The following is a 22,237-nucleotide window of genomic DNA, read 5'->3' on the forward strand; positions in this document are numbered from 1 at the left end:
TTGGGCAGAGGTGATGACGATCGGCCCTAGACTGCGGCCGCCCCGGGACCGCTCCCCGGGCGGCTCCCTCGGGCGGCTCTCTCGGGGCGGCTCCCCACAGCGGCGGGGCTCAGCCCTCCGCGGCCTCGCGCGCGATGTCCGTACGGTGCTGCGAGCCGTCGAGACCGATGCGGGCGACCGCGGCGTACGCGCGCTCCCGCGCCTGCGCCAGGTCCGCACCCGTCGCGGTCACCGACAGCACCCGGCCGCCCGCGCTGACGACCGCGTCGCCCTCGCGCTTCGTACCGGCGTGCAGGACGTACGCCTCGGGGGCGTCCTGGGCCGCGATCTCGTCCAGGCCCGTGATCGGGTCGCCGGTGCGGGGGGTGCCCGGGTAGTTGTGCGAGGCGACGACGACGGTGACGGCCGCGTCGTCGCGCCAGTTCAGCGGCGGCTCGGAGTCCAGCGTGCCGTTCGCGGCGTTCAGCAGGACACCGGCCAGCGGCGTCTTGAGGCGGGCCAGCACGACCTGCGTCTCGGGGTCGCCGAAGCGGGCGTTGAACTCGATGACCCGTACGCCGCGCGAGGTGATCGCCAGGCCCGCGTACAGCAGTCCCGAGAAGGGCGTGCCGCGGCGGCGCAGTTCGTCGACGGTCGGCTGGAGCACGGTCGCCAGGACCTCGTCGACCAGCTTGGGGTCGGCCCACGGGAGCGGGGAGTACGCGCCCATGCCGCCGGTGTTGGGGCCCTCGTCGCCGTCGAGCGCGCGCTTGAAGTCCTGGGCGGGCGTGAGCGGGAGGACCGTCACGCCGTCGGTGATCGCGAAGAGGGAGACCTCGGGGCCGTCCAGGAACTCCTCGATCACGACGCGGTCGCAGGCCAGCGCGTGGGTACGGGCCGCCTCGACGTCCTCGGTGACCACGACGCCCTTGCCCGCCGCGAGACCGTCGTCCTTCACGACGTACGGAGCGCCGAAGGCGTCCAGGGCCTCGTCGATCTCCTCCGGGGTCGTACAGACGTAGGAGCGCGCGGTGGGCACGCCCGCCGCCGCCATGACGTCCTTCGCGAACGCCTTGGAACCCTCCAGCAGCGCCGCCTCGCGGGAGGGGCCGAAGCAGGGGATGCCGGCCGCGCGCACGGCGTCGGCGACGCCGGCGACCAGCGGCGCCTCGGGGCCGACGACCACGAGGCCCGCGCCGAGTTCGGTGGCGAGGCGGGCCACGGCCTCGCCGTCCAGCTGGTCGACCGGGTGGAGCTGGGCGACCTCCGCGATCCCGGCGTTGCCGGGCGCGCAGTGCAGGGCGGTGACGCCGGGGTCGAGCGAGAGAGAGCGGCACAGGGCGTGTTCGCGGGCGCCGCCGCCGATGACAAGGACGTTCACGGCAGCCAGCCTAGCCGCCGCGCCGCGCTGCCTTCGTACGGGCCTCCGACCGCCCCTCCCCTACTCGTTCGTATATTCCTCCACCACCGAAGCGCCCAGCTCCCGCACGATCAGGTCGTGGCCCGAGAGCGCCGAGTCGACGAGGTCCGGGTCGTCCTCCTCGGGGATGTCGTCCTCGGGCGCGACCGGCGGGGGCGCGTACTCCGGCGTCCGGGCGGGGGCCTGCGCGGGCGGGCCCTGGGGCGCGGACTGCTGCGGCGGCTGCGCGTGCGACGGGGCGGGGGCGGTCTGCGGTACGGGGGCCGGGGCGGGCATCGGCGCGGGGGCCGGGGCGGAGGGCGGCGGCATGGGCGGGCGCGCCTGCATGCCTCCCATGCCTCCCGGGGCTCCCATGCCGCCCTGGACCGGCTGGCCGCCGCCCGACGGGTCGACGATCGCCTCGACCTTCCAGTGGTAGTTGAACTGCTCGGCGAGCGCCTGCTTGAGGACGTCCTCGCTGCCGCTGCTCGCGAAGTTGTCGCGGGCGCCCGCGTTGAGGAAGCCGATCTGGAGGGTCGTGCCGTCGAAGCCGGTGACCTGGGCGTTCTGGCTGAGCAGGATCCAGGTGAAGCGGCGGCGGTTCTTGACCGCGTCCAGGATGCTCGGCCAGAGGTTGCGCACGGTCGCGGCGCCCTGCGCCGGGTCGCCGCCGCCGGGGGCGGGCGCGGCGGGAGCTTGGCCGGGGGCGTGGCCCGGGGCCTGCGCCGCGGGGTTCTGCGCGGGGTTCTGCGCGGCGGGGGCGGGGCGGCCCTGGCCGGGCGCGGAGGCGGTGGGCCAGCCGCCGGGCTGTCCGCCACCGGCACCGGCACCCCCGCCGACACCGGCTCCGCTGCCGCCGCCGCTGCCGGGCCAGGCGCCGGGGCGCGCGGCGGCGGGCTGGGCGGGCGGGGGCGCCTGGGCGGGGGCGGGCGCCTGGGCGGGAGCCTGCGCCGGAGCTTGTACGGGTGCGGGGGCCGGAGCGGCCTGCACGGGGCCGGCCACCGGGGCCGGGGCGGGCGGGGCCATCGGGGCCTGGGCCATCGGCGCGGGCGCGTGCCCGTGGGCGTCGGGCCCGGGGACGTACCCCACGGCGGGCGCGCCGCCGCCGCCCGGCGTACCCGAGAAGGTCACTCCGCCGCGCTCCAGCCGGTCGAGCCGGGCCTGGAGCGAGCGCTCGTCGTCGAAGGCGGCGGGCAGCAGCACGCGCGCGCAGATCAGCTCCACCTGGAGCCGCGGCGACGTGGCGCCGCGCATCTCCGTGAGCCCGGTGTTGACCAGGTCGGCGGCGCGGCTGAGCTCGGCGGCGCCGAACACCGACGCCTGGGCCTGCATGCGCTCCACGACGTCGGCCGGGGCGTCGATGAGCCCCTTCTCGCCCGCGTCGGGCACGGCGGCGAGGATCACCAGGTCGCGCAGCCGCTCCAGCAGGTCGGCGACGAACCGCCGGGGGTCGTTGCCGCCCTCCATGACCTGCTCGACGACCTCGAAGGCGGCGGCGCCGTCCCCCGCGGCGAAGGCGTCCACCATCGAGTCGAGCAACGACCCGTCGGTGTAGCCGAGGAGGGCGGTCGCCATGGCGTACGTCACGCCCTCGTCGTCCGCGCCGGCGAGCAGCTGGTCCATGACGGACATGGAGTCGCGCACGGAACCGGCACCGGCCCGCACGACCAGCGGCAGCACGCCCTCCTCGACGGAGGCGCTCTCCCTGCCGCACACCTCGCCGAGGTAGTCCCGCAGGGTCCCGGGGGGCACGAGCCGGAAGGGGTAGTGGTGCGTGCGCGACCTGATGGTCCCGATGACCTTCTCGGGCTCCGTCGTCGCGAAGATGAACTTCAGGTGCTCCGGCGGCTCCTCGACCACCTTGAGCAGCGCGTTGAAGCCCGCCGACGTGACCATGTGGGCCTCGTCGATGATGTAGATCTTGTAGCGGCTGCTCGCGGGCCCGAAGAACGCCTTCTCGCGCAGGTCACGGGCGTCGTCCACACCACCGTGCGAAGCGGCGTCGATCTCGATCACGTCGATGGACCCCGGCCCGTTCCGCGCGAGGTCGCGGCAGGACTGGCACTCCCCGCAGGGCGTGGGGGTGGGACCTTGCTCGCAGTTCAGGCAGCGGGCGAGGATCCGCGCGCTGGTGGTCTTGCCACAGCCGCGCGGACCACTGAACAGGTACGCGTGATTGACCCGGTTGTTCCGCAGGGCCTGCATCAGCGGGGCAGTGACATGCTCCTGCCCGATGACCTCGGCGAACGACTCGGGGCGATAGCGGCGGTACAGCGCAAGGGACGACACACCTACGAGGTTATCCGGGCCCACCGACAACCCGGCCCAGGAACGCAAGGCGCCCCCCACGCACCCGCCAGAGCCGACCTACCCTTGCTGCCTTCCGGCCCTGGGGGAGTTCAGTCAGATAGCGCCACGTGAGGGGCTGCCCCCCACCCTAGCGGATCCCCCCGCCCGGGATCGAGTTCGCGAGCACCCCCCGGCGTCTTGTATTGTTTGCGGCGGAGGATTCGCCTAGAGGCCTAGGGCGCACGCTTGGAAAGCGTGTTGGGGGCAACCCCTCACGAGTTCGAATCTCGTATCCTCCGCAGGCAGAAGGCCCGGACCGTGCAAACGGTCCGGGCCTTCGTCGTTCCCCGGCACAGTTTCCATCTCAGTTTCCGTCTCTGTTTCCGTCCCGGTGCACCGATCCGGTGGTGACATCCGGTTCGACCAGGGGAGGAGGGTCCCTGACCCAGGTGCCAGGGGCCCTCCCGCCTTGTCCGCGTCTCCTACGGGATCGCCGTGGGGGCCGGGACCTTCCTGTTGGCGCCTCCGACGGGTGGTGGAGGTTGGCCGACCTCCTGTTTGCCCTTGGTCACGACCTGTTGACGTAGGTCAGGACCACGAAGATGAAGCCGCCCAGCCCGAGTGCGGCCAGAGCCCCTGTGCTGATGGCCTCGTAGTACGAGACCCCCTCCATCGTTCGACGGAGGATTCCCGCGAAGCACCCGCCGATGATCGCGACCAGGATCGTGATCACGGCTTCCGTCTTCCTGTTTCTCGGAGACCCGTCCCCCGGCCCGGAGAGTTGCGGATTGTTCTGCGCTGCCGTCATGGCTCGCTCTGCCTTCGTCAGCCGCCTATGAAGGATGACCTGTCGGATTCGGGCCAACGAAGTTACCCGGCCGCTGACGCGGCTTCACCCCAAGGGCCGCTCGTTCGGTCGTGGCGCGACCGTCACGGCGACCCGTCTTGCCTGGGTCCTCCACTCCTGCCGATCCACTCCTGTCGACAGAGCGTCCGGGCGGCGGCAGGACTCGGCGTCCGCCCGGACGGCCCCGTCGTCTGTGACGAGGGCTTGTCTTGGAAGAGATCGTGACGCAGAACACCCCAAAAGCCCCTAAGAAATCGGCCATTTGTGGGGATGGTCACTACTGTCCGTTCAGTTGCGAAGAACGATCAATTGACCCTGGTCAAGCGGGGGTTGACCCTCCGTCAACAGGTTCGGGGCTACGGCGTCGGGGTGTTCAGGGCCTCGCAGCTCAGGTCGGGGAACTTCCGGGCGGCTCCTCGGACGTGGCCCGTGCCGGTCAGGACGTGTTTGGTGGTGGTCAGGGCCGTGAGGCCCATGGGGCCGCGGGCGTGCAGTTTCTGGGTGGAGATGCCCAGCTCCGTGCCCAGGCCCAGTTCCGCGCCGTCGGCCAGGCGGGTCGAGGCGTTGACCGCCACCACCGCGGTGTCCAGTGCCGCGACGAAGCGGTGGGCCGCCGTCTGGGAGTCGGTGACGATCGCCTCCGTGTGGCCGCTGCCGTGCAGGCGGATGTGGCGTACGGCGGCGTCCAGCGAGTCCACGACCGCGGCCGCGATGTCCAGGGACAGGTATTCGCGCCCCCAGTCCTCGTCCGTCGCGGGCACCACCGCGTCGCTGTGGGCGCGCACCCGTTCGTCGCCGTGGACCGTCACCTTCCGCTCCGCCAGGGCGGCCAGGGCGCGGGGCAGGAACGCGGGGGCGACGGCGGCGTGCACGAGGAGGGACTCGGCGGCGTTGCAGACCGAGGGGCGCTGGGTCTTGGCGTTGAGCAGGATGTCCAGTGCCATGTCCAGGTCGGCGTGCTCGTCCACGTAGACGTGGCAGTTGCCCACCCCCGTCTCGATCACGGGTACGGCGGACTCGCGCACCGTGGTCCTGATCAGTTCGCGGCCGCCCCGGGGGATCAGGACGTCCACGAGGCCGGTGAGGGACATGAGTTCGCGTACGGAGTCGCGGGTGGCGCCCGGGACGGTCTGGAGCGCGTCGGGCGGCAGCGACGCGTCCGCGACCCCCTCGCGCATGATCTCCACCAGTGCGGCGTTGGTGTGCCGGGCGGTCGACGAGCCGCGCAGCAGCGCCGCGTTGCCGCTCTTGAGGCAGAGCACGCCCGCGTCGACCGTGACGTTGGGCCGGCCCTCGTAGACCATGCCGACCACGCCGATCGGGGTGCGGATCTGCCGTACGTCCAGGCCGCTGGGCATCACCGCCCCGCTGATCACCTCGCCGAGCGGGTCGGGGCGGTCCGCCAGCGCGCGGACCATGGCGGCCAGGTCCTCGACCTGCCCCGCCGTCAGCGTCAGCCGGTCGAGCACCGCGTCCGGCAGTCCGGCCGCGCGGGCGGCGGCCAGGTCCATCGCGTTCGCGGCGATGACGTCCGGGACGCGGGCGGCCAGCCGCGCGGCCACCGCGACCAGCGCCGCGTCGCGCTCGGCGCCCGTGGTGACAGCGAGGCGGTCGGCGGCGGACCTGGCGGCCAGGGCGGCCTCGCGGACCGTGCCGGACGCGAGGGACGTGCAGGGCGGTACGGAGGAGGGGGAGGAGGGGGGTGCGGAGGAGGCGGGGGGTGCGGAGGGCGTGGCGGAGGGCGCGGAGGAGGTGGGGGGCGTGGCGGGGGTGTGCGGCATGTGAGGTGTGGGGTTCCAGAGGGGTGCGGGGAGCGAGGGGTGCAGCGGGGGCGAGGCGGTCATCGGCCCGTACCTCCGTGCACCACGGCTTCGGGCCGTTCGCTGTCGAGGCCGAACGCCGTGTGGACCGCGCGGGCCGCGGCCTCGATGTCGTCGGCGTGGACGACGACCGAGGTGCGGATCTCCGACGTGGAGATCATCTGGATGTTGACGCCGGTGTCAGCCAGGGCGGAGAACAGCGTGGCCGACACCCCGGGGTGGGAGCGCATGCCCAGGCCCACCACGGAGAGCTTGCCGACCCGGTCGTCGAGGCGCAGCGCCGGGAAGCCGGTGTCCTGCTGGATGCGCCGCAGGGCCTCCAGGGCGGGCTCCGTCCCCGACGCGGGCAGGGTGAAGGAGATGTCCGTGCAGTCCGTGGCCTCGGTCGAGGCGTTCTGCACGATCATGTCGATGTCGCATCCGGCGTCGGCGAGCGCGCCGAACACGACGGCGGCCGCTCCCGGCTTGTCCGGGACGCCGACGACAGTGATCTTCGACCGGCCGCGGTCGTGCGCGATTCCGGATATCAGCGGGGCTTCCATGGCGGGGGCCGTCGTTCCTTCCTTGGTGGGCGTGCCTTCCTTGGTGGGCGTGATGCGCGTGCCCGCGTGGGCCGCGGCGGATCCGATGTCGTCCGCGAACGAGGAGCGCACCCGGAGCGGGACCCGGTAGCGCTTGGCGTACTCCACGCAGCGCGAGTGCAGGATCTTGGCGCCGTGGGCGGCGAGTTCGAGCATCTCGTCGTAGCCGACCTCGGACAGCGCACGGGCCGCGGGCACGATCCTCGGGTCGGCGGTGAACACGCCGTCGACGTCCGTGTAGATCTCGCACAGGTCGGCGTCGAGGGCCGCGGCCAGCGCGACCGCCGTGGTGTCGGAGCCGCCGCGCCCCAGGGTCGTCACGTCCCGCGTGTCCTGCGAGACGCCCTGGAAACCCGCCACGATGACGACGGACCCGGCCGCGAGCGCCGCCCGTATCCGGTCCGGCACCACCTCGACGATCCGCGCCCTGCCGTGCACGGCGTCCGTGATCATGCCCGCCTGCGCACCGGTGAACGAGGTGGCGTGGTGGCCGAGTTCCGTGACGGCCATGGCGAGCAGGGCCATGGAGACGCGCTCGCCCGCGGTGAGCAGCATGTCCAGCTCGCGGCCCGCGGGGCCGGTGCTGATCCGGTCCGCCAGGTCGAGGAGTTCGTCCGTGGTGTCCCCCATGGCGGACACCACCACGACGACGTCGTGGCCCGCCTCCCTGGCCGCCACCACCCGCCGGGCGACGCGCTGGACGCACTCGGCGTCGGCCACCGAGGAGCCGCCGTACTTCTGCACGACGAGCGTCATTCTTCTTCCTGCCTTTCTGTCGTCCCTGTGGGGTTCTTCGGTGCTTCTGCCGTCGGGAGCGCGAGGAGTTCCGCGACCGTCGGCGCGCAGCCGCCGCAGCCCGTGGTGGCCCCGGTCGCGCGGGCGACGGCTGCCAGGTCGCGCGCGCCCCCGGCCCGACAGCGCAGCAGCGCGCCCTTGGTGACGCCGTTGCACTGGCAGACGACCGTGTCGTCCGGGAGCGCCGCGGGGCCGTTGCCCGTCGCGGCGCCCGCTTCGGCGAGTTCGGGGAAGAGCAGCAGCCTGCGGTCGCGGGGCACCGCCTCCTGGCGGTCGAAGAGCCGGGTGACGATGCCCGCGGTCGAGGTGTCGCCGAGCAGGACCGCGCCGGTGACGCGCTCGCCGCTGAGCACGATCCGCTGGTAGACGGCCCGCCGGGTGTCGGTGTACGTGACGACCTCGCGGTCGGGACCGGCCCCGGCGGTCGGGTCGCCGAGCGCCGCGAGGTCGACGCCCGCCGCCTTGAGGCGGGCGACCGGGCGGCTCGGCCGGTACGGCGGGGAGCCGGCGGCGCCGGTCAGCGCCGCCGCCGCGACCCCGGCCTGGTCCCAGGCGGCGGCGACGAGGCCCGAGACGGTGTTCTCGTGCTCGGCGCAGTCGCCCACGGCGTACACGGCCGGATCGCTCGTCCGCATCCACGCGTCCACCCGCACGCCGCGCCCCGTGGCGAGACCCGCGCTCCTGGCCAGGGCGATGTCGGGGCGCGTGCCGCACGCCACGACCAGGAGGTCGCCCGGGACGGTGCGGCCGTCGGCGAGTTCGACGCCGTTGAAGGCGTCGGCGAGTTCGGTGGTGGCGAATGTGCCGGTGGGGTCGGTGGCGGCGAAGGCGCCGGTGCGGCCGGTGGCAGTGGACGCGCCGGTGCGGCCGGTGGCGGTGGACGCGCCCGTGCGGCCGGTGGCGGTGGACGCGCCGGTTCGGCCGGTGCCGGTGGACGCGCCCGTGCGGCCTGTGGCAGTGGACGCGCCCGTGCGGCCGGTGGCGGTGGTCGCGCCGGTGGGGTCCGTCCCTGTGGACGCGTGGGGGGCGGTCCCCGTCGGCGCGCAAGAGAGTCCGACGCCCGCGGACTCCTCGTCGCGCGCGCCGCCGACCACGTCGATCCCGGTCAGGACCTCGATGCCCAGCCCGCCCAGCGACTCGGCCAGCATCGCCCCGGCCGTACCGTCGAGTTGGCGTTCCATCAGGTGCGGCGCCGCGTGCAGGATCCGAACGCTCAGGCCGCGCTCCGCGAGCCCCCTCGCCGCCTCGACGCCGAGCAGGCCGCCGCCCAGGACGAGGGCGCGCGTCCCCGCGTCGGCGAGCCGCGCGATGCGTCGGCAGTCGTCGAGGGTGCGGAAGGCCACGACGCCCGGCACGAGACTGCCGTCGTCGCCGACGAGCCTCTTCAGCGGCGGTACGAAAGGCGTGCTGCCGGTGGCCAGGACCAGCCGGTCGTACGGCAGGACGTCCCCGCCGTCGAGCGTCACCGCGCGCTCCGACACGTCCAGGGCCACGGCCGTCCGGCCGGTGAGCACGGACACGTCAGGGGGGAGCGCGGGCAGCGCGATGCTCTCCTCGGTGGCCCGGCCCGCCAGCAGGTTGGTCAGCAGGACCCGGTTGTACGCGTGCCTCGGCTCGCCGCCGACGACGGTGATCCGCACGGCCGGGTCGCGGCGGTGCGTCTCGGCCGCCACCCGGTGGCCCGCCATGCCGTTGCCGACGACGACCAGATGCGTGGGGGTCATCCCAGGCGCTCCAGCCGTACGGCGGCGACCTTGAACTCCGGCATCCGGGACACCGGGTCGAGCGCGTCGCCCACCACCGAGTTGACCCGCTGCGCGCCGCCCCAGTGGAACGGCATGAACAGGGTGTCCGGGGGCACCGCCGCGGTGATCCTGGCGGCCGCCTCGGCCGAACCGCGGCGGCTCACCAGCCGGACCCGGTCCCCGGCGGCGACGCCGTACCGGGCGGCCAGGTCGGGGTGGATCTCCACGTGCGGTTCGCCGACGTCGTCGGTCAGTGCGGAGATGCGACGGGTCTGGGCACCGCTCTGGTAGTGCTGCATGATCCGTCCGGTGGTCAGGTGGAGGGGGTAGTGCGCGTCGGGCGTCTCAGCCGACGGCGTGTGGTCGACGGCCACGAAACGGGCCCGGCCGTCGGGGTGGGCGAAGGCGTCGAGGAACATCCGGGGGGTGCCCTCGGCGGGCGGCCCTTGAGGACCGGGCGGCACGCCCTGGAGGCCGGGGCCCGGCGCGTCCGACGACCCGTCCGGCACCTCACCCGCCTCCTCACCCGCCTCCTCCCCCGGCCCCGCCCCGGGCCGCGGCCAGAACACCCCGTCCTGCGCGTCGATGAGCCCGTAGGTGATGCCCGAGTAGTCCGCGGGCCCGCCCGCCGACGCCCTGCGCAGTTCGTCGAACACCTCGCGCGCGCTGTCGGAGAACCCGGTGGACCGGCCGAGCCCGCGGCTCAGCTCGGTGAGCGTCCACAGGTCCGTACGGACTCCGGGAGGCGGCGCGACGGCCCGGCGCCTGCGGATGACGCGGCCCTCCAGGTTGGTCGTCGTGCCGTCCTCCTCCGCCCACTGGGCCGAGGGCAGGACGACGTCCGCGAGTGCGGCGGTCTCGCTGAGCACCGGATCCGCGACCACCAGCAGGTCCAGGCCGCGCAGCCGCTCCTCGACCAGGTTCGCGTTGGGCGCCGAGACGACCGGGTTGCTGCCGAACACCAGCAGGCCGCGCGGCCCGCCCTCCGTACCGAGGGAGCGCAGCAGTTCGTACGCGCTGACGCCGGGGCCCGGCAGGGAGTCGGGCGGCACGCCCCAGACCCGGGCGACGTGGGCGCGGGCCGCCGGGTCGTCGATGCGGCGGTAGCCCGGCAGCTGGTCCGCCTTCTGGCCGTGCTCCCGGCCGCCCTGGCCGTTGCCCTGCCCGGTCAGGCAGCCGTATCCGGAGCCCTCCCGGCCGGGCAGGCCGAGCGCCAGGGCCAGGTTGATGAACGCGCTGACGGTGTCGGTGCCGCTCCGGTGCTGTTCGCCCCCGCGCCCGGTGAGGACGAGGGCGCGCGGGGCGGCGGCGAGCAGGCGCACGGCGCGGTACTGGTCGGCGACCGGGACGCCGGTGAGGCGTTCGACCTGCTCGGGCCAGTAGGCGGCGACGCTCTCGCGCACGTCGGTGAAGCCCCGGGTGCGCCCGGCCACGTACTCCTCGTCGACCAGGCCCTCGGCCACGGCGATGTGGAGCAGACCGGCCGCCAGGGCCAGGTCCGTGCCGGGTACGGGCCGCAGGTGCAGGTCGGCGCGGGCGGCGGTGGCGGTGCGCCGCGGGTCCACGACCACCAGGGAGCCGCCCGCCGCCTGCTGGGCGTCCAGGTAGCGGACGAACGGCGGCATGGTCTCCGCCGGGTTGGCGCCGACCAGGAGCAGCGCGTCGGCCCGTCCCACGTCGGCGAGCGGGAAGGGCAGGCCCCGGTCGAGGCCGAACGCGCGCAGGCCTGCGGCGGCGGCCGACGACATGCAGAACCGGCCGTTGTAGTCGATGTTCGCCGTGCGCAGCACGACCCGGGCGAACTTGCCCAGGAGGTACGCCTTCTCGTTGGTCAGCCCGCCGCCGCCGAAGACGGCCACGCCGTCGGGGCCGTGGCTCCGCTGGATCGCGCGGATCCCGTCGGCCACGCGGCGCAGCGCCTCGTCCCAGTCGGCCTCTTCGAGCGGTCCGCCGGGGGTGCGCCGCACCAGGGGCGTCGTGAGCCTGCGGCCCCGTGCGAGGAGGTCGGCCGCGGTCCAGCCCTTGCGGCACAGTCCGCCCTGGTTGGTGGGGAAGTCGCGGGGGGCCACGGTGGTGCGGCCCGTGTCGTCGGTGTGCAGCCACATGCCGCACTGGAGCGCGCAGTACGGGCAGTGCGTGGCGGTACCGTGCGGCGCTGCGGCGGCCGTCGGCAGGGGCTCACTCATCGCCGCTCCGTCCCGCACCGGCGAGCCGCGAACCGCCGACCTGTCCCGCACCGCCGAGCCGCGAACCACCCGCCCGTTCCGCACCGCCGAGCCTGCGGCCGCACACCCAGGTCACGGCCGCGCACAGCACGTAGTAGGCGGTGAAGGCCAGCAGCGCGCCGCCGGAGTCGCCCGTCGCGCCGATGGACTCGCCGAGCGCGCGGTTGACGAAGAACCCGCCCAGGGCGCCGATCGCGGAGACCAGCCCCAGCGCGGCGGCCGCCAGCCGTCGGCCCCTGGCGCGCCGCTCCCGCTCGTCGCCGGGCCCGCCCTCGCGCAGGGCGCGCGCGACGAACAGGGCGGGGATCATCCGGTACGTGGATCCGTTGCCGATGCCCGCGGTGAGGAAGAGCGCCAGGAAGGCGAGCAGGAAACCGGCGTACGAGTGGCCGCGCACCGCGGCCCACGCGCCCAGCGAACCCGCCGCCATGCAGAGGAAGTTGGCCAGGGTGACCGCGGACCCGCCGTACCGGTCGGCCAGCAGGCCGCCCAGCGGGCGCGCCGCCGAGCCGACGAGCGCGCCCAGGAAGACGTAGTGGACGGCGTCCGTGCCGGGGAACTCCACGGTCAGCAGCAGGGGCAGCGCGGTCGAGAAGCCGACGAACGAACCGAACGTGCCGATGTAGAGGACCGCGACCAGCCAGGTCTGGCCCGCCTTGAGGGCCTCGAAGGGCCGCACGGGGGCGGTGGCCGCCGTCCGCAGGTTGTCCATGCGCAGCAGGGCGCCGAGCGCGGCCAGGAGCACCAGGGGGAGCCAGACGAGACCGGCCGCGGCGAGCCCCAGGGACGAGATGACGAACGGGACCGCCAACTGCACCGAGCTGACGCCGACGTTGCCGCCCGCGGCGTTGACGCCGAGGGCCGCGCCCTGCCGGGACTCGGGGTAGAAGTGGGTGATGTTGGCCATGCTGGAGGCGAAGTTGCCGCCGCCCAGGCCAGCGGTCGCGGCGCACAGCAGGAAGAACCAGTACGGCGTGGACGGGTCGGCGACCGCGACGGCCAGCAGGACGGCGGGCACCAGGAGCAGCAGCGTGCTGACGACCGTCCAGTTGCGCCCGCCGTAGCGGGCGGGCGCGAAGGTGTACGGGATGCGCAGCACGGCGCCGACCAGGCTCGGCAGGGCGACCAGCCAGAAGAGCTGGTCGGCGGTGAAGTTCCGGTCCGAGAGCTCGACGGTGACGACGCTCCACAGCGTCCAGACGGTGAAGCCCAGGTGTTCGCTGACCACCGACCAGAGCAGGTTGCGCCGGGCCACCCGCCGTCCGGTGCTCCGCCAGAACTCGGCGTCGCCCGGCTCCCAGTGCTCGATCCAGCGGCCCCCGGCCGGTCCCCGGCCGTCGGCCCTGCCCGGGTTCCCCGGCGGGGACGGATCCGCCTCGGTGGCCGGAGCACGCAGTTCGGTGCTCACCCCACCGGCTCCTTCCGGGTCCCCAGGAGGCGGATGCTGCGGATGACCTCGCGCGTGCAGGTCAGTTCGCCGAGCCCGGCGATCACTTCGGTGATCGCGGCGTCCGTGGCCGGGTGCGTGACGAGCGCCAGTTCCGCCTCGGCGCCCAGCCCCTCCTGCCGTACGGTCTCCAGGGAGACCCCCCGGTCGGCGAAGACCGCGCTGATCCGCGAGAGGACCCCGGGTTCGTCGGTGACGAACATGCTGATGTGGTGGCGGGCGGCCACCTGCGACCTGGGGCCGTGCGGCAGCACCCGGGAGAGCTCCGCCTGTGCCGCGCCCCGGCCCGCGACCCGTTCGCGGCACAGCTCGACGAGGTCGCCGAGCACCGCGCTCGACGTGGCGAGGCCGCCCGCGCCCGCCCCGTGGAACATCAGCTCGCCCGCGGCCAGCGCCTCCACGAGGATGCCGTTGTCCGCTCCGCGCACCCCGGCCAGCGCGTGTCCCCTGGGGACGAGCATGGGGTGGACGCGGGCGCTGACGCCGTCCGGCGTGCGGTCGCAGATCCCGACCAGTTTGATGACGCAGCCGTTGGCGTCCGCGTGGGCGACGTCGCTCGGACCGATGTGGGTGATGCCCTCGAAGCGGACTTCCTCCAGGGGCAGTTCGGTGTCGAAGGCGATGCGCGCCAGGATCGCCATCTTCGCCGCGGCGTCCGCGCCGCTGACGTCGGCCGTGGGGTCCGCCTCCGCGTAGCCGAGGCGCTGGGCCTCGTGCAGGGCGCCCTGGAACGTGCCCCCGGAGTCCGCCATCCGGTCCAGGATGAAGTTGGTCGTGCCGTTGACGATGCCCGTCACCCGCAGCGGCCGGTCGCCGGCCAGCGACTGCCGCAGCGGGCGCAGCACCGGCACGGCGCCCGCGACGGCCGCCTCGTAGGCGAGGCCGACGCCCTGTTTGCGGGCGATGCGGTGCAGTTCGACGCCGTCGGCCGCGATCAGCGCCTTGTTCGCGGTGACCACGGACGCCCCGGCCTCCATGGCGGCGGTGACCAGGGAGCGGGCCGGTTCGATGCCGCCGATGAGCTCGACGACGACGTCGACGTCGCCCCGGGTGACGAGGCCGTGCGCGTCGGTGGTGACCAGGGAGCCGTCGATGCCCGGCAGTTCCCTGGGTCTGCGTACGGCGATGCCCGCGAGTTCTACGGGCGCGCCGGTCCTGGTCGCCAGTTCGGCGGCGCGCCCGGTGAGGGCGCGGGCCGTCTCGGCGCCCACGGTGCCGTGCCCGAGGAGCGCGACGCGGAGCGCCCCCGTGGTGCGTTTCATGTGGTCCCCCCAGAGTTCGTGGATGTCCGCGCGGTGGATGTCCGCGCGACGGGCCGGTCGGTCGTCGGCCCGGTGGAGCGCTCAGCCGGCGACGGTCTCGGAGGACGGCCGGTCCTCCTGCGCGGCGGGGGCCGCTTCCGGTTCGGCGGGTGCCGCGCGCCCCGCCGTGAAGCGCTGGAAGACCTTGGCGCCGACGGCGAGCGACACCGGCAGCAGCAGGTACCAGCCGAAGAAGCAGAAGACGACCAGGACGGCGACGAGCGAGACGACGGCGCCCAGGCGGCCGAAGGGGCTGCCGCGCAGCAGCTTGACCGCGGCGGAGAGCCCGGCGACGTACACCGCGACGAAGCAGGCCGAGGCCGCGGTCATGATCGGGTCGAGCCTGATGTCCAGGACGGCCGCGCACACCAGCAGTACGGCGGTCAGCGACGCGAGGACGACGAGGCTGCGCTTGGGGATCTCGCCCGCGCGGTGGCCCTTGCCCAGGGCCCTGGGCAGGTCGCCGTCCCTGCCGAGGGCGGCGCCGAGCCGGGAGCCGCCCGCGATGTAGGCGTTGACGGTGGCGAAGGTGAGCAGGGCGGCCGCGCCCGCGGTGACGGCGCGGGCGGAGTCGCCGATGCCCCGTTCCAGCAGGAGGGTCAGCGGCACCGAGCCGCGCTCGGGGTCGGAGCCGAGCACGGCCATCGACGTGGTGGCCACGCCCAGGTAGAGGACGGCCACGACGACGATGGTCAGGCCGGTGACGATGGGCAGTTGGCGCCGGGGGTTGGAGAACTCGCCCGACAGGTGCGAGACCGCCTCCCAGCCGGAGAAGGCGAAGAACAGCAGGGTGGCGGCGTGGCCGACGGCGAACCAGCCGTGCGGCGCGAACGGGGTGAAGTTGTCGCCGTGCGAGTCGGGCGCGGCGACCGCGATGGCGACGACCATGAGGGCGGCGAGCAGCCCGACGAGCAGCAGTTGCAGCCCGCCGGAGAGCTTCAGGCCCAGCCAGTTGCTGATGTAGGCGCCGAGCAGCAGGACCGCGGCGACGCCGAGCGACATCAGGTAGCCGCCGCCCAGCGCGTCGGCGACGTAGGAGCCGCCGACGATGGCGGCGCTCGCCGTGCCGACGGGGACGGCGAAGTAGAAGAGCCAGCCCACGGGGGCCGAGGTGCGGGGCCCGAACGCCTTGGCCGCGTAGGTGGCCACCCCGCCCCCGTCGGGGTAGCGCATGCCGAGCGAGGCGAACGCGCTGGCGATCGGGACGCAGAACGCGACCATCAGGGCCCAGGCCACCAGGGAGGCCGGGCCCGCCTCGCGTGCCGTCAGGGCGGGCAGGGCGAGGACGCCGCCGCCGAGGACCGCGCCGACGTACAGCGCGGTTCCCTGCGCCACGCCGATGCGATGGCTGGAACTCATGTCTTCTTCTCTCCGTGGGGTCGGGGCCGTACGGACGGGCAGGGGAGTGCGGACCGGCCGGGGCGTCAGCCGGAGCTGGGGACGAGGTCGCCGCGTACGGCGGCGGGGCGCCGGTCGAGTCCCGCCAGGAACCCGGCCGCGGCGGCCAGGAAGCCCGGGACCTCCAGCAGGAACGCGTCGTGTCCGACGTCGCTCGTCGTGTCCCGCTCGTGCCGGGCGGCCAGGCCGCGCGCCGCCAGCCCGGTCCTGACGTGCTCGCTGTGCTCGGGGCCGAAGAGCCGGTCGGACGCGAAGCTGTAGAGCAGCACGTCGGGCGGTACGGGCAGGGTGTGCAGCCGGTCGGGGGCCGCGAACGCGTCGAAGCGGTCCATGGCGTCCATGAGGTGCAGATAGCTCCGGGCGTCGAAGCGGCGCAGGAACTTGTCCGTCTGGTGTTCCAGGTAGCCCTCGACGGCGAAGTCGCCCTGCACGACCGGCGACGGATGGGTGCGCGTGCCGCTCCTGCGCGCGGTGCGGCCGAACTTGCGCTGGAGGGACCGCTCGGAGAGGTACGTGAGGTGGGCGATCATCCGGGCCGTGCCCAGGCCCGCGCGCAGGCCGTCCTCCCGCGAGGGGTCGACCGCGGCGCTGCTGCGGATGGCGTGCCGGGCGATCGCGTTCCAGGCGAGGTTGTCGGCGCTCTGCCGGGCCGTGGACGCGATGACCGCGAAGCCGTCCGCGTCCCCCGGGTGGCGCAGCAGCCACTCCAGGGTCTGCATCCCGCCCAGGGACCCGCCGACGACGGCCCGCAGCCGGCGGATCCCCAGGGTGGTGAGCAGGGCGCGGTGGACGGCGACCATGTCGGCCACGGAGATCTCGGGGAACGCGTCCCCGTGGGGCACGGAGTCGGGTCCCGCCGCCCAGGGGCCCGTGGTGCCCGCGCAGCCCCCGAGGACGTTCGCGCAGACCACGTAGTACTTGTGGGTGTCCACCGGTCGGCCGGGGCCCACCATCGCCTCCCACCAGCCCGGCGCGTCGTCCGCGCCGTGGCGCGCCGGATGCGCATCGCCGGTCAGCGCGTGGCAGACGAACACCACGTTGTCGCGCGTCTCGTTGAGCCGGCCGAAGGTCTCGTACGCCACCTGTACCGGGGCTAATCGCCCGCCCGTCGCGAGGTGTAGCGGACGGCCTTCCGGGAAGGGCGTGACGAACGACAGACGGCTGCTGGTCGGCGCGGGCCAGCCCTTGAGCACCACAAGATCCCCCTGTTGTCGCGTGCGGTTCGAACGGGCGGAGCTGTACGGCCGTACGACTCCGTACGGCCGGGCGGTACTTCCGGTCGTACGGAGTCGTACGGCCGGGTGGAGTCGTACGGCCGGGTGGAGTCGTACGGCCGGGCGGCGCTACACCGCGGCCAGTGCCTGCTCCAGGTCGTGGATCAGGTCGTCGGGGTGTTCGAGGCCGACCGCGAGCCGCACCGACCCCTGGGTGATCCCGGCGCCGAGCAGGTCCTTCTCCGGCAGGTGGGCGTGGGTCGTGGAGGCGGGGTGGGTGGCCAGCGAGCGCACGTCGCCGACGTTCGTGACGTGCGAGAAGAGCTTGAGCCCCTCGATGAATCGGGCCCCCGCCTTCCGTCCGCCCTTCAGCTCGACCATCACCATGGGCCCGAACCCGCCGCCCAGGTAGCGCTCGACCTGCTCGGCCTCGGTGCCCTCCGCCAGGCTCGGGTGGCGCACCAGGTCGACCTTGGGGTGGCCCACGAGGAACTCGGCGACCTTCAGGGCGTTGTCCGAGTGCGCGGGCATGCGCAGCGGCAGCGTCTCGATGCCCTGGAGGATGAGGAAGGCGTTGAAGGGGCTCAGGCACAGGCCGAGGTCGCGCAGCAGGGTCTCGCGGGCCTTGAAGAGGTAGCTGCTGCGGCCCCGGGTGTCGGGGAGCTTGCGGCACTCCTCGCCCCAGACGACGTTCCCGTACGCGGGGTCGGGCAGGGTCATCTGCGGGTGGCGCGGGGAGTTGTCCCAGTCGAAGTTGCCGCTGTCGACGATGACGCCGCCGATCGCCGAGCCGTGGCCGCCCAGGTACTTGGTGCCCGAGTAGACGGAGACCGCGGCGCCGTGGTCGAAGGGGCGGCAGGTGAACGGCTGCAGGGTGTTGTCCATGATCAGCGGGATCCCGTAGCGCGCGCCGATCTCGGCGACCTCCCCGATGGGGAAGATCCGCAGGCGCGGGTTGGGCAGGGTCTCGCCGAAGTAGAGGCGGGTCCTGTCGTCGGTCGCCTCCTCGAAGTTCTTCGGGTCGGCCGGGCTGACGAACCTGGTGTCCACGCCGAGCCGCCGCAGCGTGGCGCCCAGCAGGCTCCAGATGCCGCCGAACAGCTCGTTCGAGGAGACGATGTTGTCGCCCGCCTCGACCAGGTTGAGGATCGACAGCGTCACCGCCGCGTGCCCGGAGGCCGTGGCCAGACCGGCGACGCCGCCGTCTATCTGGGCCATGCGCTCCTCGAACACGTTCAGGGTGGGGTTGCCCAGGCGGGTGTAGGCGTGCCCGTTGCCTTCGAGGCCGAACAGCCCGGCCGCCATGTCGGCGTCGGGGAACTCGTAGGCGGCCGTCATGTAGATGGGCGTGATGAGCGGCGGGTTGACGCCCATGCGGACGTGCCGGCCGCCCTGGACGGTCGCCGACTCGCGCCGGACGTAACCGCGGTCGTCGAACAGCTCCGCTTCGTCGCTGGACAGCATGGAGAGGGGTCCTTCCGGAAAAAGGGGTGGGAGGTGAAAGGGGCCGGCGTACCGGGTCAGAGGTACGTCATGGACTGGTACAGCTCCTCCAGGCGGCGGTTGACCCGCCGCAGCCAGCGCCCGGTCCTGTTCATCAGCCGGCGCGGCGCCGACGTCCCGGTCACGTGCGCACCGACCGCTCGTGCAGCAGCGACACGGCGCGCCGGGCGGAGCCGATGGCCCCGGCCTGCCAGCCGATGTAGTGCGTGAGCCAGTCGCCCGCGAAGTAGACGCGCCCGGCGGGCTCGTTCAGCAGGTCGTAGGCGGCGCCGGAGTCCTCCGGCCATTCGATCCAGCCGCCCTCGATGTGCGGTATGCGGTGCCAGGCGACCGCGAAGCCCGAGGCGAGCTCCTCGCGGTGGGCCGGGCCGTGGATGCGCTCGCCCAGGGCGACGGCCTTCGCGGTCCGCTCGCGGGGCGTCAGCCTGCCGAACGCCAGCGCGTCCTCGCGGTAGTGGTAGTAGCCGACCAGGACGCCGCGCCGGGAGTGGAAGCCGTGTGAGGGGTACCAGACGTGCGTCAGCGGCAGGTCCGTCTCGGTGATGCCGCCGTAGATCCGGTGGTCCTCCTCCCACCAGCGGCGCCGGTACTCGAGGCCCAGCTTGCCGACGGCCAGCGGAGCGGGCACCCGCAGCGCGGAGGCCACCGCGGAGCCGAGGTTGTGCTCCGTGCGCGCCAGGACGTTGGGCGGCAGCGCGGCCACGCAGAAGTCGGCCCGCTCGACCCGTTCCCGGCCGCGCGCGTCCTCGTACCGCACCTCGACGCCGGAGTCGAGGTCCCGGATCTCGCGGACCACCGCCCCGTAGGAGATGCGCCGCTCGCCGACCCGGTCGACGAACGCGTCGACGATCCGGTCCATGCCGCCGACCGGCTGGAACATCATCATCGCCTGGTCGTAGTCCACCTCGAAGGAGAGGTAGCGGCCGCTGCCCCGGGCGAAGTACTCCGACAGCGAGGGCACCGGGCCGTACAGCTCGCCCGCGGCGTCGGCGGCCCCCGGCGGGGTGCGGTAGCCGCGGCGGGGGCCGCCCCGGTAGTCCCGGTCGTCCGCGCGCTTGCCGATGGCGCCGAAGTCGCCGAGGAACGCCAGCAGCCGCTCGCGGTCGTCGGCGGTCAGCTCCTTGTCCAGCGCCCTGCGGTCGACCGCCTTGGCCAGCAGCTCCGACACGTAGCCGTGGGCGTCGGCCTTCACCGTGCGGTGCCGCAGGGGCGTGCCGACCTTGTCCAGGTAGACGTAGGCGTCGCCGTTCTGGTTGGCGAACGGTTCGATGGGGACGCCGAGTTCGCGACAGTAGTCGAGCGTGACCATGTGCTGCGCGATGCGGGCGGGGCCCGCGTTGAAGTACTGCCCGGCGGAGAACTCCGCCCGCTGGGTGCGCCCGCCCAGCTCCCGCTCCTCCGTGCCGGAGCGCACGGTCCAGTTCCGCCCGCCGGGGCGCTGCTTGGCCTCCAGGATCCGGCAGTCGTATCCGGCCTTTCCGAGCTCGTACGCCGCCGTCAGACCGGCGATTCCGGCCCCCAGGACCACGATCCGCGGCGCCTTCCGGCCATCGGTGAAGTCACCCGCACGCGGCGGCACGAACGCCGACGCCTGCTGCGCCGCACGGGCGTCGGGGGCGAGACCGAGCGCGCCCATGGTCGCCCAGAGCATCCCGGCGCCGCCCACGACACCCACGTTCCGCAGGAAATCCCGTCTGCTGCCGTACGCATCCGCCACCGCTGCCTCCGCCTCGTGTCCCGTTCGTGAAGCCGTTCGTGAAGCCGATCCCGGCGCCGTCCCAGGCGCCGTTCGCGGCACTACGAGCATCCGTACTCGGCCAACCCGGCGGGAATGGCTGCTCGGTCGCCCGTCCGGGCTGCCCGGACGGCTACTGCCCGATCGGGCACCCCGGACGGGCGACCGGGCGACCCTTCCCGGCGCGCCGGGCGCACGGAACGCTGACCGCTGCTGTCCGCGCCCACGGCCCAGCCGGTGGGACGGTGCAGCCGGTGGGACGGCGCGCCGGTGGGACGGCGCGGCAAAGCGGCGGACGCGGCGCCGGAAAGCGGCGCCCGCCGGGAACGGCGCCGCGCGGACACCAGCACCGCGCGGACAACGGTCGAGAGACGACGAGGAGTTGGCGATGAGCTTGGCGATGAGCGAGGTGTACTCCATGGACCAGCGCACGGGCCTGGCGGTGGAGTCGGTCGCGGAGGAGTCCGGGGCCCGGGAGGTCGCCCGGGTGTGCGGGGCCGCGGCCGACGCCGCCGCGGGCCTCGACCGCATGGGGCCGGGCGGCCGGGCGGCCCTGCTGGAGGCCGTCGCGGTCGAGCTGGAGGCCGCCGGCGCCGCCCTGGTGGAGGCAGCCGACCGGGAGACGGCGCTCGGCGCGGACCGGCTGCGCGGCGAACTCGTCCGCACGTGCGGACAGTTGCGCTTCTTCGCCGAGGTGCTGCGCGAGGGCTCCTACGCGGACGCGGTGATCGACCGGGCCACGGCCGGGGGCGATACGGGACCCGGGCTGCCCGACATGCGGCGCATGCTGCGGCCCCTCGGCCCGGTCGCCGTCTTCGGCTCCAGCAACTTCCCGCTCGCCTTCTCGGTCGCGGGCGGCGACACCGCGTCGGCCCTCGCCGCGGGCTGCCCCGTCGTCGTGAAGGCGCACCCCTCCCACCCCGCGACCAGTCGGCTGGCGTTCGACGCGGTGGCCAGGGCCGTGGCCGCTGCGGGCGCGCCCGCCGGCACCGTGGGCATCGTCTGGGGGTTCGAGGCGGGCCGCAGCCTGGTCCTCGACCCCCGGATCAAGGCCGTCGGCTTCACGGGCTCGCTCGTCGGCGGCCGCCGGCTCCACCAGCTGGCGGCGTCGCGCCCCGAACCGATCCCCTTCCACGGCGAACTGAGCAGCCTCAACCCGGTCTTCGTGCTGCCGGGCGCCGCACGGGACCGGGCCGCGTCCATCGCCCGGGACTTCGTACGGTCCCTGTCCTTCGGGCACGGCCAGGTGTGCACCAAGCCGGGGCTGCTGCTCGTGCCCGCGGGGACGGACGGGGACGAGCTGCGCGCGGAAGCGGCCGCCGCCGTGACCGAGGTCGCCCCCTCCTGGCTCCTCAACGACGGCATCCGCGCCGCCTTCCGGGAGGGCGTCGAGCGGCTGTCCGCGCTGCCCGGCGTGCGCACCGCCGCGGTCGGCCGACCGGCGGACGACGACGAGCGGCAGGTCGCCGCGTGTCTGCTGCACGTGGCGGCCAAGGAGCTGCTGCGCCCGGAAGCGCCCCTCATGGAGGAGTGCTTCGGCCCCTTCGCCGTGATCGCCGAATACCGGGACGTGGCCGAACTCATCGAGGTCGCGGAGGCGTTGGAAGGACAGCTGTCCTGCGCGGTGCACGCCGACGAGGGCGAGCAGGAACTGTCGGGCCTGCTGCTCGACCGGCTCGCCCGGTCCTGCGGAAGGATCGTCTGGAACGGCTTCACGACCGGCGTGACCGTCGGCTGGGCCACGCACCACGGCGGCCCCTACCCCGCGACGACCTCCCCCGGGCACACCTCCGTCGGCGCCTCCGCCGTCTCCCGCTTCCTGCGCCCCGTCTGCTACCAGTCCGTGCCCGACGCGCTGCTCCCGCCCCAGTTGCGGAACGCCAATCCGCTGTCCCTGCCGCGCCGCATGGACGGCGTACGCGCCTGAAGCACCCCAATTGGCCCCGAGTGGAACGAGGT

At 74.1% G+C, this 22,237-nt stretch carries 14 protein-coding genes, 1 tRNA gene, 1 other RNA gene and 1 riboswitch; of the genes, 2 read left to right on the forward strand and 14 right to left on the reverse strand.

Translation table 11 applies throughout. The features are described 5' to 3' along the window. Positions 1-109 precede the first annotated feature (109 nt). The 3 genes from purD to ffs form a co-directional block, all read right to left on the reverse strand. Positions 110-1,360 carry a phosphoribosylamine--glycine ligase gene (gene purD / locus ACIBNE_RS11725; protein WP_399271350.1) on the reverse strand — a complete coding sequence of 417 codons (1,251 nt, stop codon included), beginning with the start codon at positions 1,358-1,360 and terminating at the stop codon, positions 110-112. A 60-nt stretch (positions 1,361-1,420) separates the two neighbouring features. Next, on the reverse strand, positions 1,421-3,667 hold the full coding sequence (locus tag ACIBNE_RS11730; protein WP_399271351.1) for a DNA polymerase III subunit gamma and tau: 2,247 nt from the start codon (positions 3,665-3,667) through the stop codon (positions 1,421-1,423). Positions 3,668-3,712: 45 nt separating this feature from the next. Next, positions 3,713-3,807, reverse strand: an RNA gene (gene ffs, locus ACIBNE_RS11735) — signal recognition particle sRNA small type. A gap of 74 nt (positions 3,808-3,881) precedes the next feature. On the opposite strand from ffs, the gene ACIBNE_RS11740 reads away from it, so the two are divergent. After that, positions 3,882-3,966: transfer RNA gene (locus ACIBNE_RS11740), tRNA-Ser, on the forward strand. A gap of 269 nt (positions 3,967-4,235) precedes the next feature. Here ACIBNE_RS11740 and ACIBNE_RS11745 read toward each other — a convergent pair. From ACIBNE_RS11745 to ACIBNE_RS11795, 11 genes are all read right to left on the reverse strand, one after another. Further along, a complete protein-coding gene (locus tag ACIBNE_RS11745; RefSeq protein WP_399271352.1) occupies positions 4,236-4,400 on the reverse strand; it encodes a hypothetical protein in 165 nt (54 codons plus the stop codon). Positions 4,401-4,482: 82 nt separating this feature from the next. Then, positions 4,483-4,693: riboswitch (cyclic di-AMP (ydaO/yuaA leader) on the reverse strand. A 177-nt stretch (positions 4,694-4,870) separates the two neighbouring features. Continuing rightward, positions 4,871-6,358, reverse strand: a complete 1,488-nt coding sequence (locus ACIBNE_RS11750) for a glutamate-5-semialdehyde dehydrogenase (RefSeq protein ID WP_399271353.1) — start codon at positions 6,356-6,358, stop codon at positions 4,871-4,873. After that, positions 6,355-7,671 carry an aspartate kinase gene (locus ACIBNE_RS11755; protein WP_399271354.1) on the reverse strand — a complete coding sequence of 439 codons (1,317 nt, stop codon included), beginning with the start codon at positions 7,669-7,671 and terminating at the stop codon, positions 6,355-6,357. The genes ACIBNE_RS11750 and ACIBNE_RS11755 overlap by 4 nt, the downstream gene beginning before the upstream one ends. After that, positions 7,668-9,434: an FAD-dependent oxidoreductase gene (locus ACIBNE_RS11760; RefSeq protein WP_399271355.1), complete on the reverse strand. Its 1,767-nt coding sequence runs from the start codon at positions 9,432-9,434 to the stop codon at positions 7,668-7,670. The genes ACIBNE_RS11755 and ACIBNE_RS11760 overlap by 4 nt, the downstream gene beginning before the upstream one ends. Continuing rightward, positions 9,431-11,641, reverse strand: coding sequence for a molybdopterin oxidoreductase family protein (locus tag ACIBNE_RS11765; RefSeq protein WP_399271356.1), 2,211 nt, complete (start codon positions 11,639-11,641; stop codon positions 9,431-9,433). The genes ACIBNE_RS11760 and ACIBNE_RS11765 overlap by 4 nt, the downstream gene beginning before the upstream one ends. After that, a complete protein-coding gene (locus tag ACIBNE_RS11770) occupies positions 11,634-13,088 on the reverse strand; it encodes an MFS transporter (RefSeq protein WP_399271357.1) in 1,455 nt (484 codons plus the stop codon). Before ACIBNE_RS11770 ends, ACIBNE_RS11765 begins: the two co-directional genes overlap by 8 nt. Further along, complete coding sequence (locus ACIBNE_RS11775) at positions 13,085-14,389, reverse strand: homoserine dehydrogenase (protein ID WP_399271358.1); 1,305 nt, start codon at positions 14,387-14,389, stop codon at positions 13,085-13,087. Before ACIBNE_RS11775 ends, ACIBNE_RS11770 begins: the two co-directional genes overlap by 4 nt. Positions 14,390-14,470: 81 nt before the next feature. Further along, complete coding sequence (locus ACIBNE_RS11780; protein ID WP_399271359.1) at positions 14,471-15,787, reverse strand: APC family permease; 1,317 nt, start codon at positions 15,785-15,787, stop codon at positions 14,471-14,473. Between the two features lie 65 nt (positions 15,788-15,852). Continuing rightward, positions 15,853-17,022, reverse strand: a complete 1,170-nt coding sequence (locus ACIBNE_RS11785; RefSeq protein WP_399271360.1) for a homoserine O-acetyltransferase — start codon at positions 17,020-17,022, stop codon at positions 15,853-15,855. Positions 17,023-17,169: 147 nt separating this feature from the next. Beyond that, positions 17,170-18,504 (reverse strand): O-acetylhomoserine aminocarboxypropyltransferase/cysteine synthase family protein, encoded by a 1,335-nt coding sequence (locus ACIBNE_RS11790; RefSeq protein WP_399271361.1) that lies wholly within the window; start codon positions 18,502-18,504, stop codon positions 17,170-17,172. A gap of 160 nt (positions 18,505-18,664) precedes the next feature. Further along, entirely contained in the window at positions 18,665-20,194 is a 1,530-nt protein-coding gene (locus ACIBNE_RS11795; RefSeq protein ID WP_399271655.1) for a flavin monoamine oxidase family protein, read from the reverse strand. 478 nt (positions 20,195-20,672) lie between these two features. Between ACIBNE_RS11795 and ACIBNE_RS11800 the strand changes: the two genes are divergently transcribed. Beyond that, entirely contained in the window at positions 20,673-22,205 is a 1,533-nt protein-coding gene (locus tag ACIBNE_RS11800; RefSeq protein ID WP_399271656.1) for an aldehyde dehydrogenase (NADP(+)), read from the forward strand. Positions 22,206-22,237: the final 32 nt, after the last annotated feature.

Source organism: Streptomyces sp. NPDC050504, assembly GCF_044458065.1.
Taxonomy (GTDB): Bacteria; Actinomycetota; Actinomycetes; order Streptomycetales; family Streptomycetaceae; genus Streptomyces.

Bases quoted from the DNA above. Each gene is read 5' to 3' on its own strand.
- ACIBNE_RS11760 (WP_399271355.1), bottom strand. From the start codon at position 9,434: ATGACCCCCACGCATCTGGTCGTCGTCGGCAACGGCATGGCGGGCCAC.
- ACIBNE_RS11750 (WP_399271353.1), bottom strand. From the start codon at position 6,358: ATGACCGCCTCGCCCCCGCTGCACCCCTCGCTCCCCGCACCCCTCTGG.
- ACIBNE_RS11765 (WP_399271356.1), bottom strand. From the start codon at position 11,641: ATGAGTGAGCCCCTGCCGACGGCCGCCGCAGCGCCGCACGGTACCGCC.
- ACIBNE_RS11775 (WP_399271358.1), bottom strand. From the start codon at position 14,389: ATGAAACGCACCACGGGGGCGCTCCGCGTCGCGCTCCTCGGGCACGGC.
- ACIBNE_RS11795 (WP_399271655.1), bottom strand. From the start codon at position 20,194: ATGCTCTGGGCGACCATGGGCGCGCTCGGTCTCGCCCCCGACGCCCGT.
- ACIBNE_RS11790 (WP_399271361.1), bottom strand. From the start codon at position 18,504: ATGCTGTCCAGCGACGAAGCGGAGCTGTTCGACGACCGCGGTTACGTC.
- ACIBNE_RS11755 (WP_399271354.1), bottom strand. From the start codon at position 7,671: ATGACGCTCGTCGTGCAGAAGTACGGCGGCTCCTCGGTGGCCGACGCC.
- ACIBNE_RS11780 (WP_399271359.1), bottom strand. From the start codon at position 15,787: ATGAGTTCCAGCCATCGCATCGGCGTGGCGCAGGGAACCGCGCTGTAC.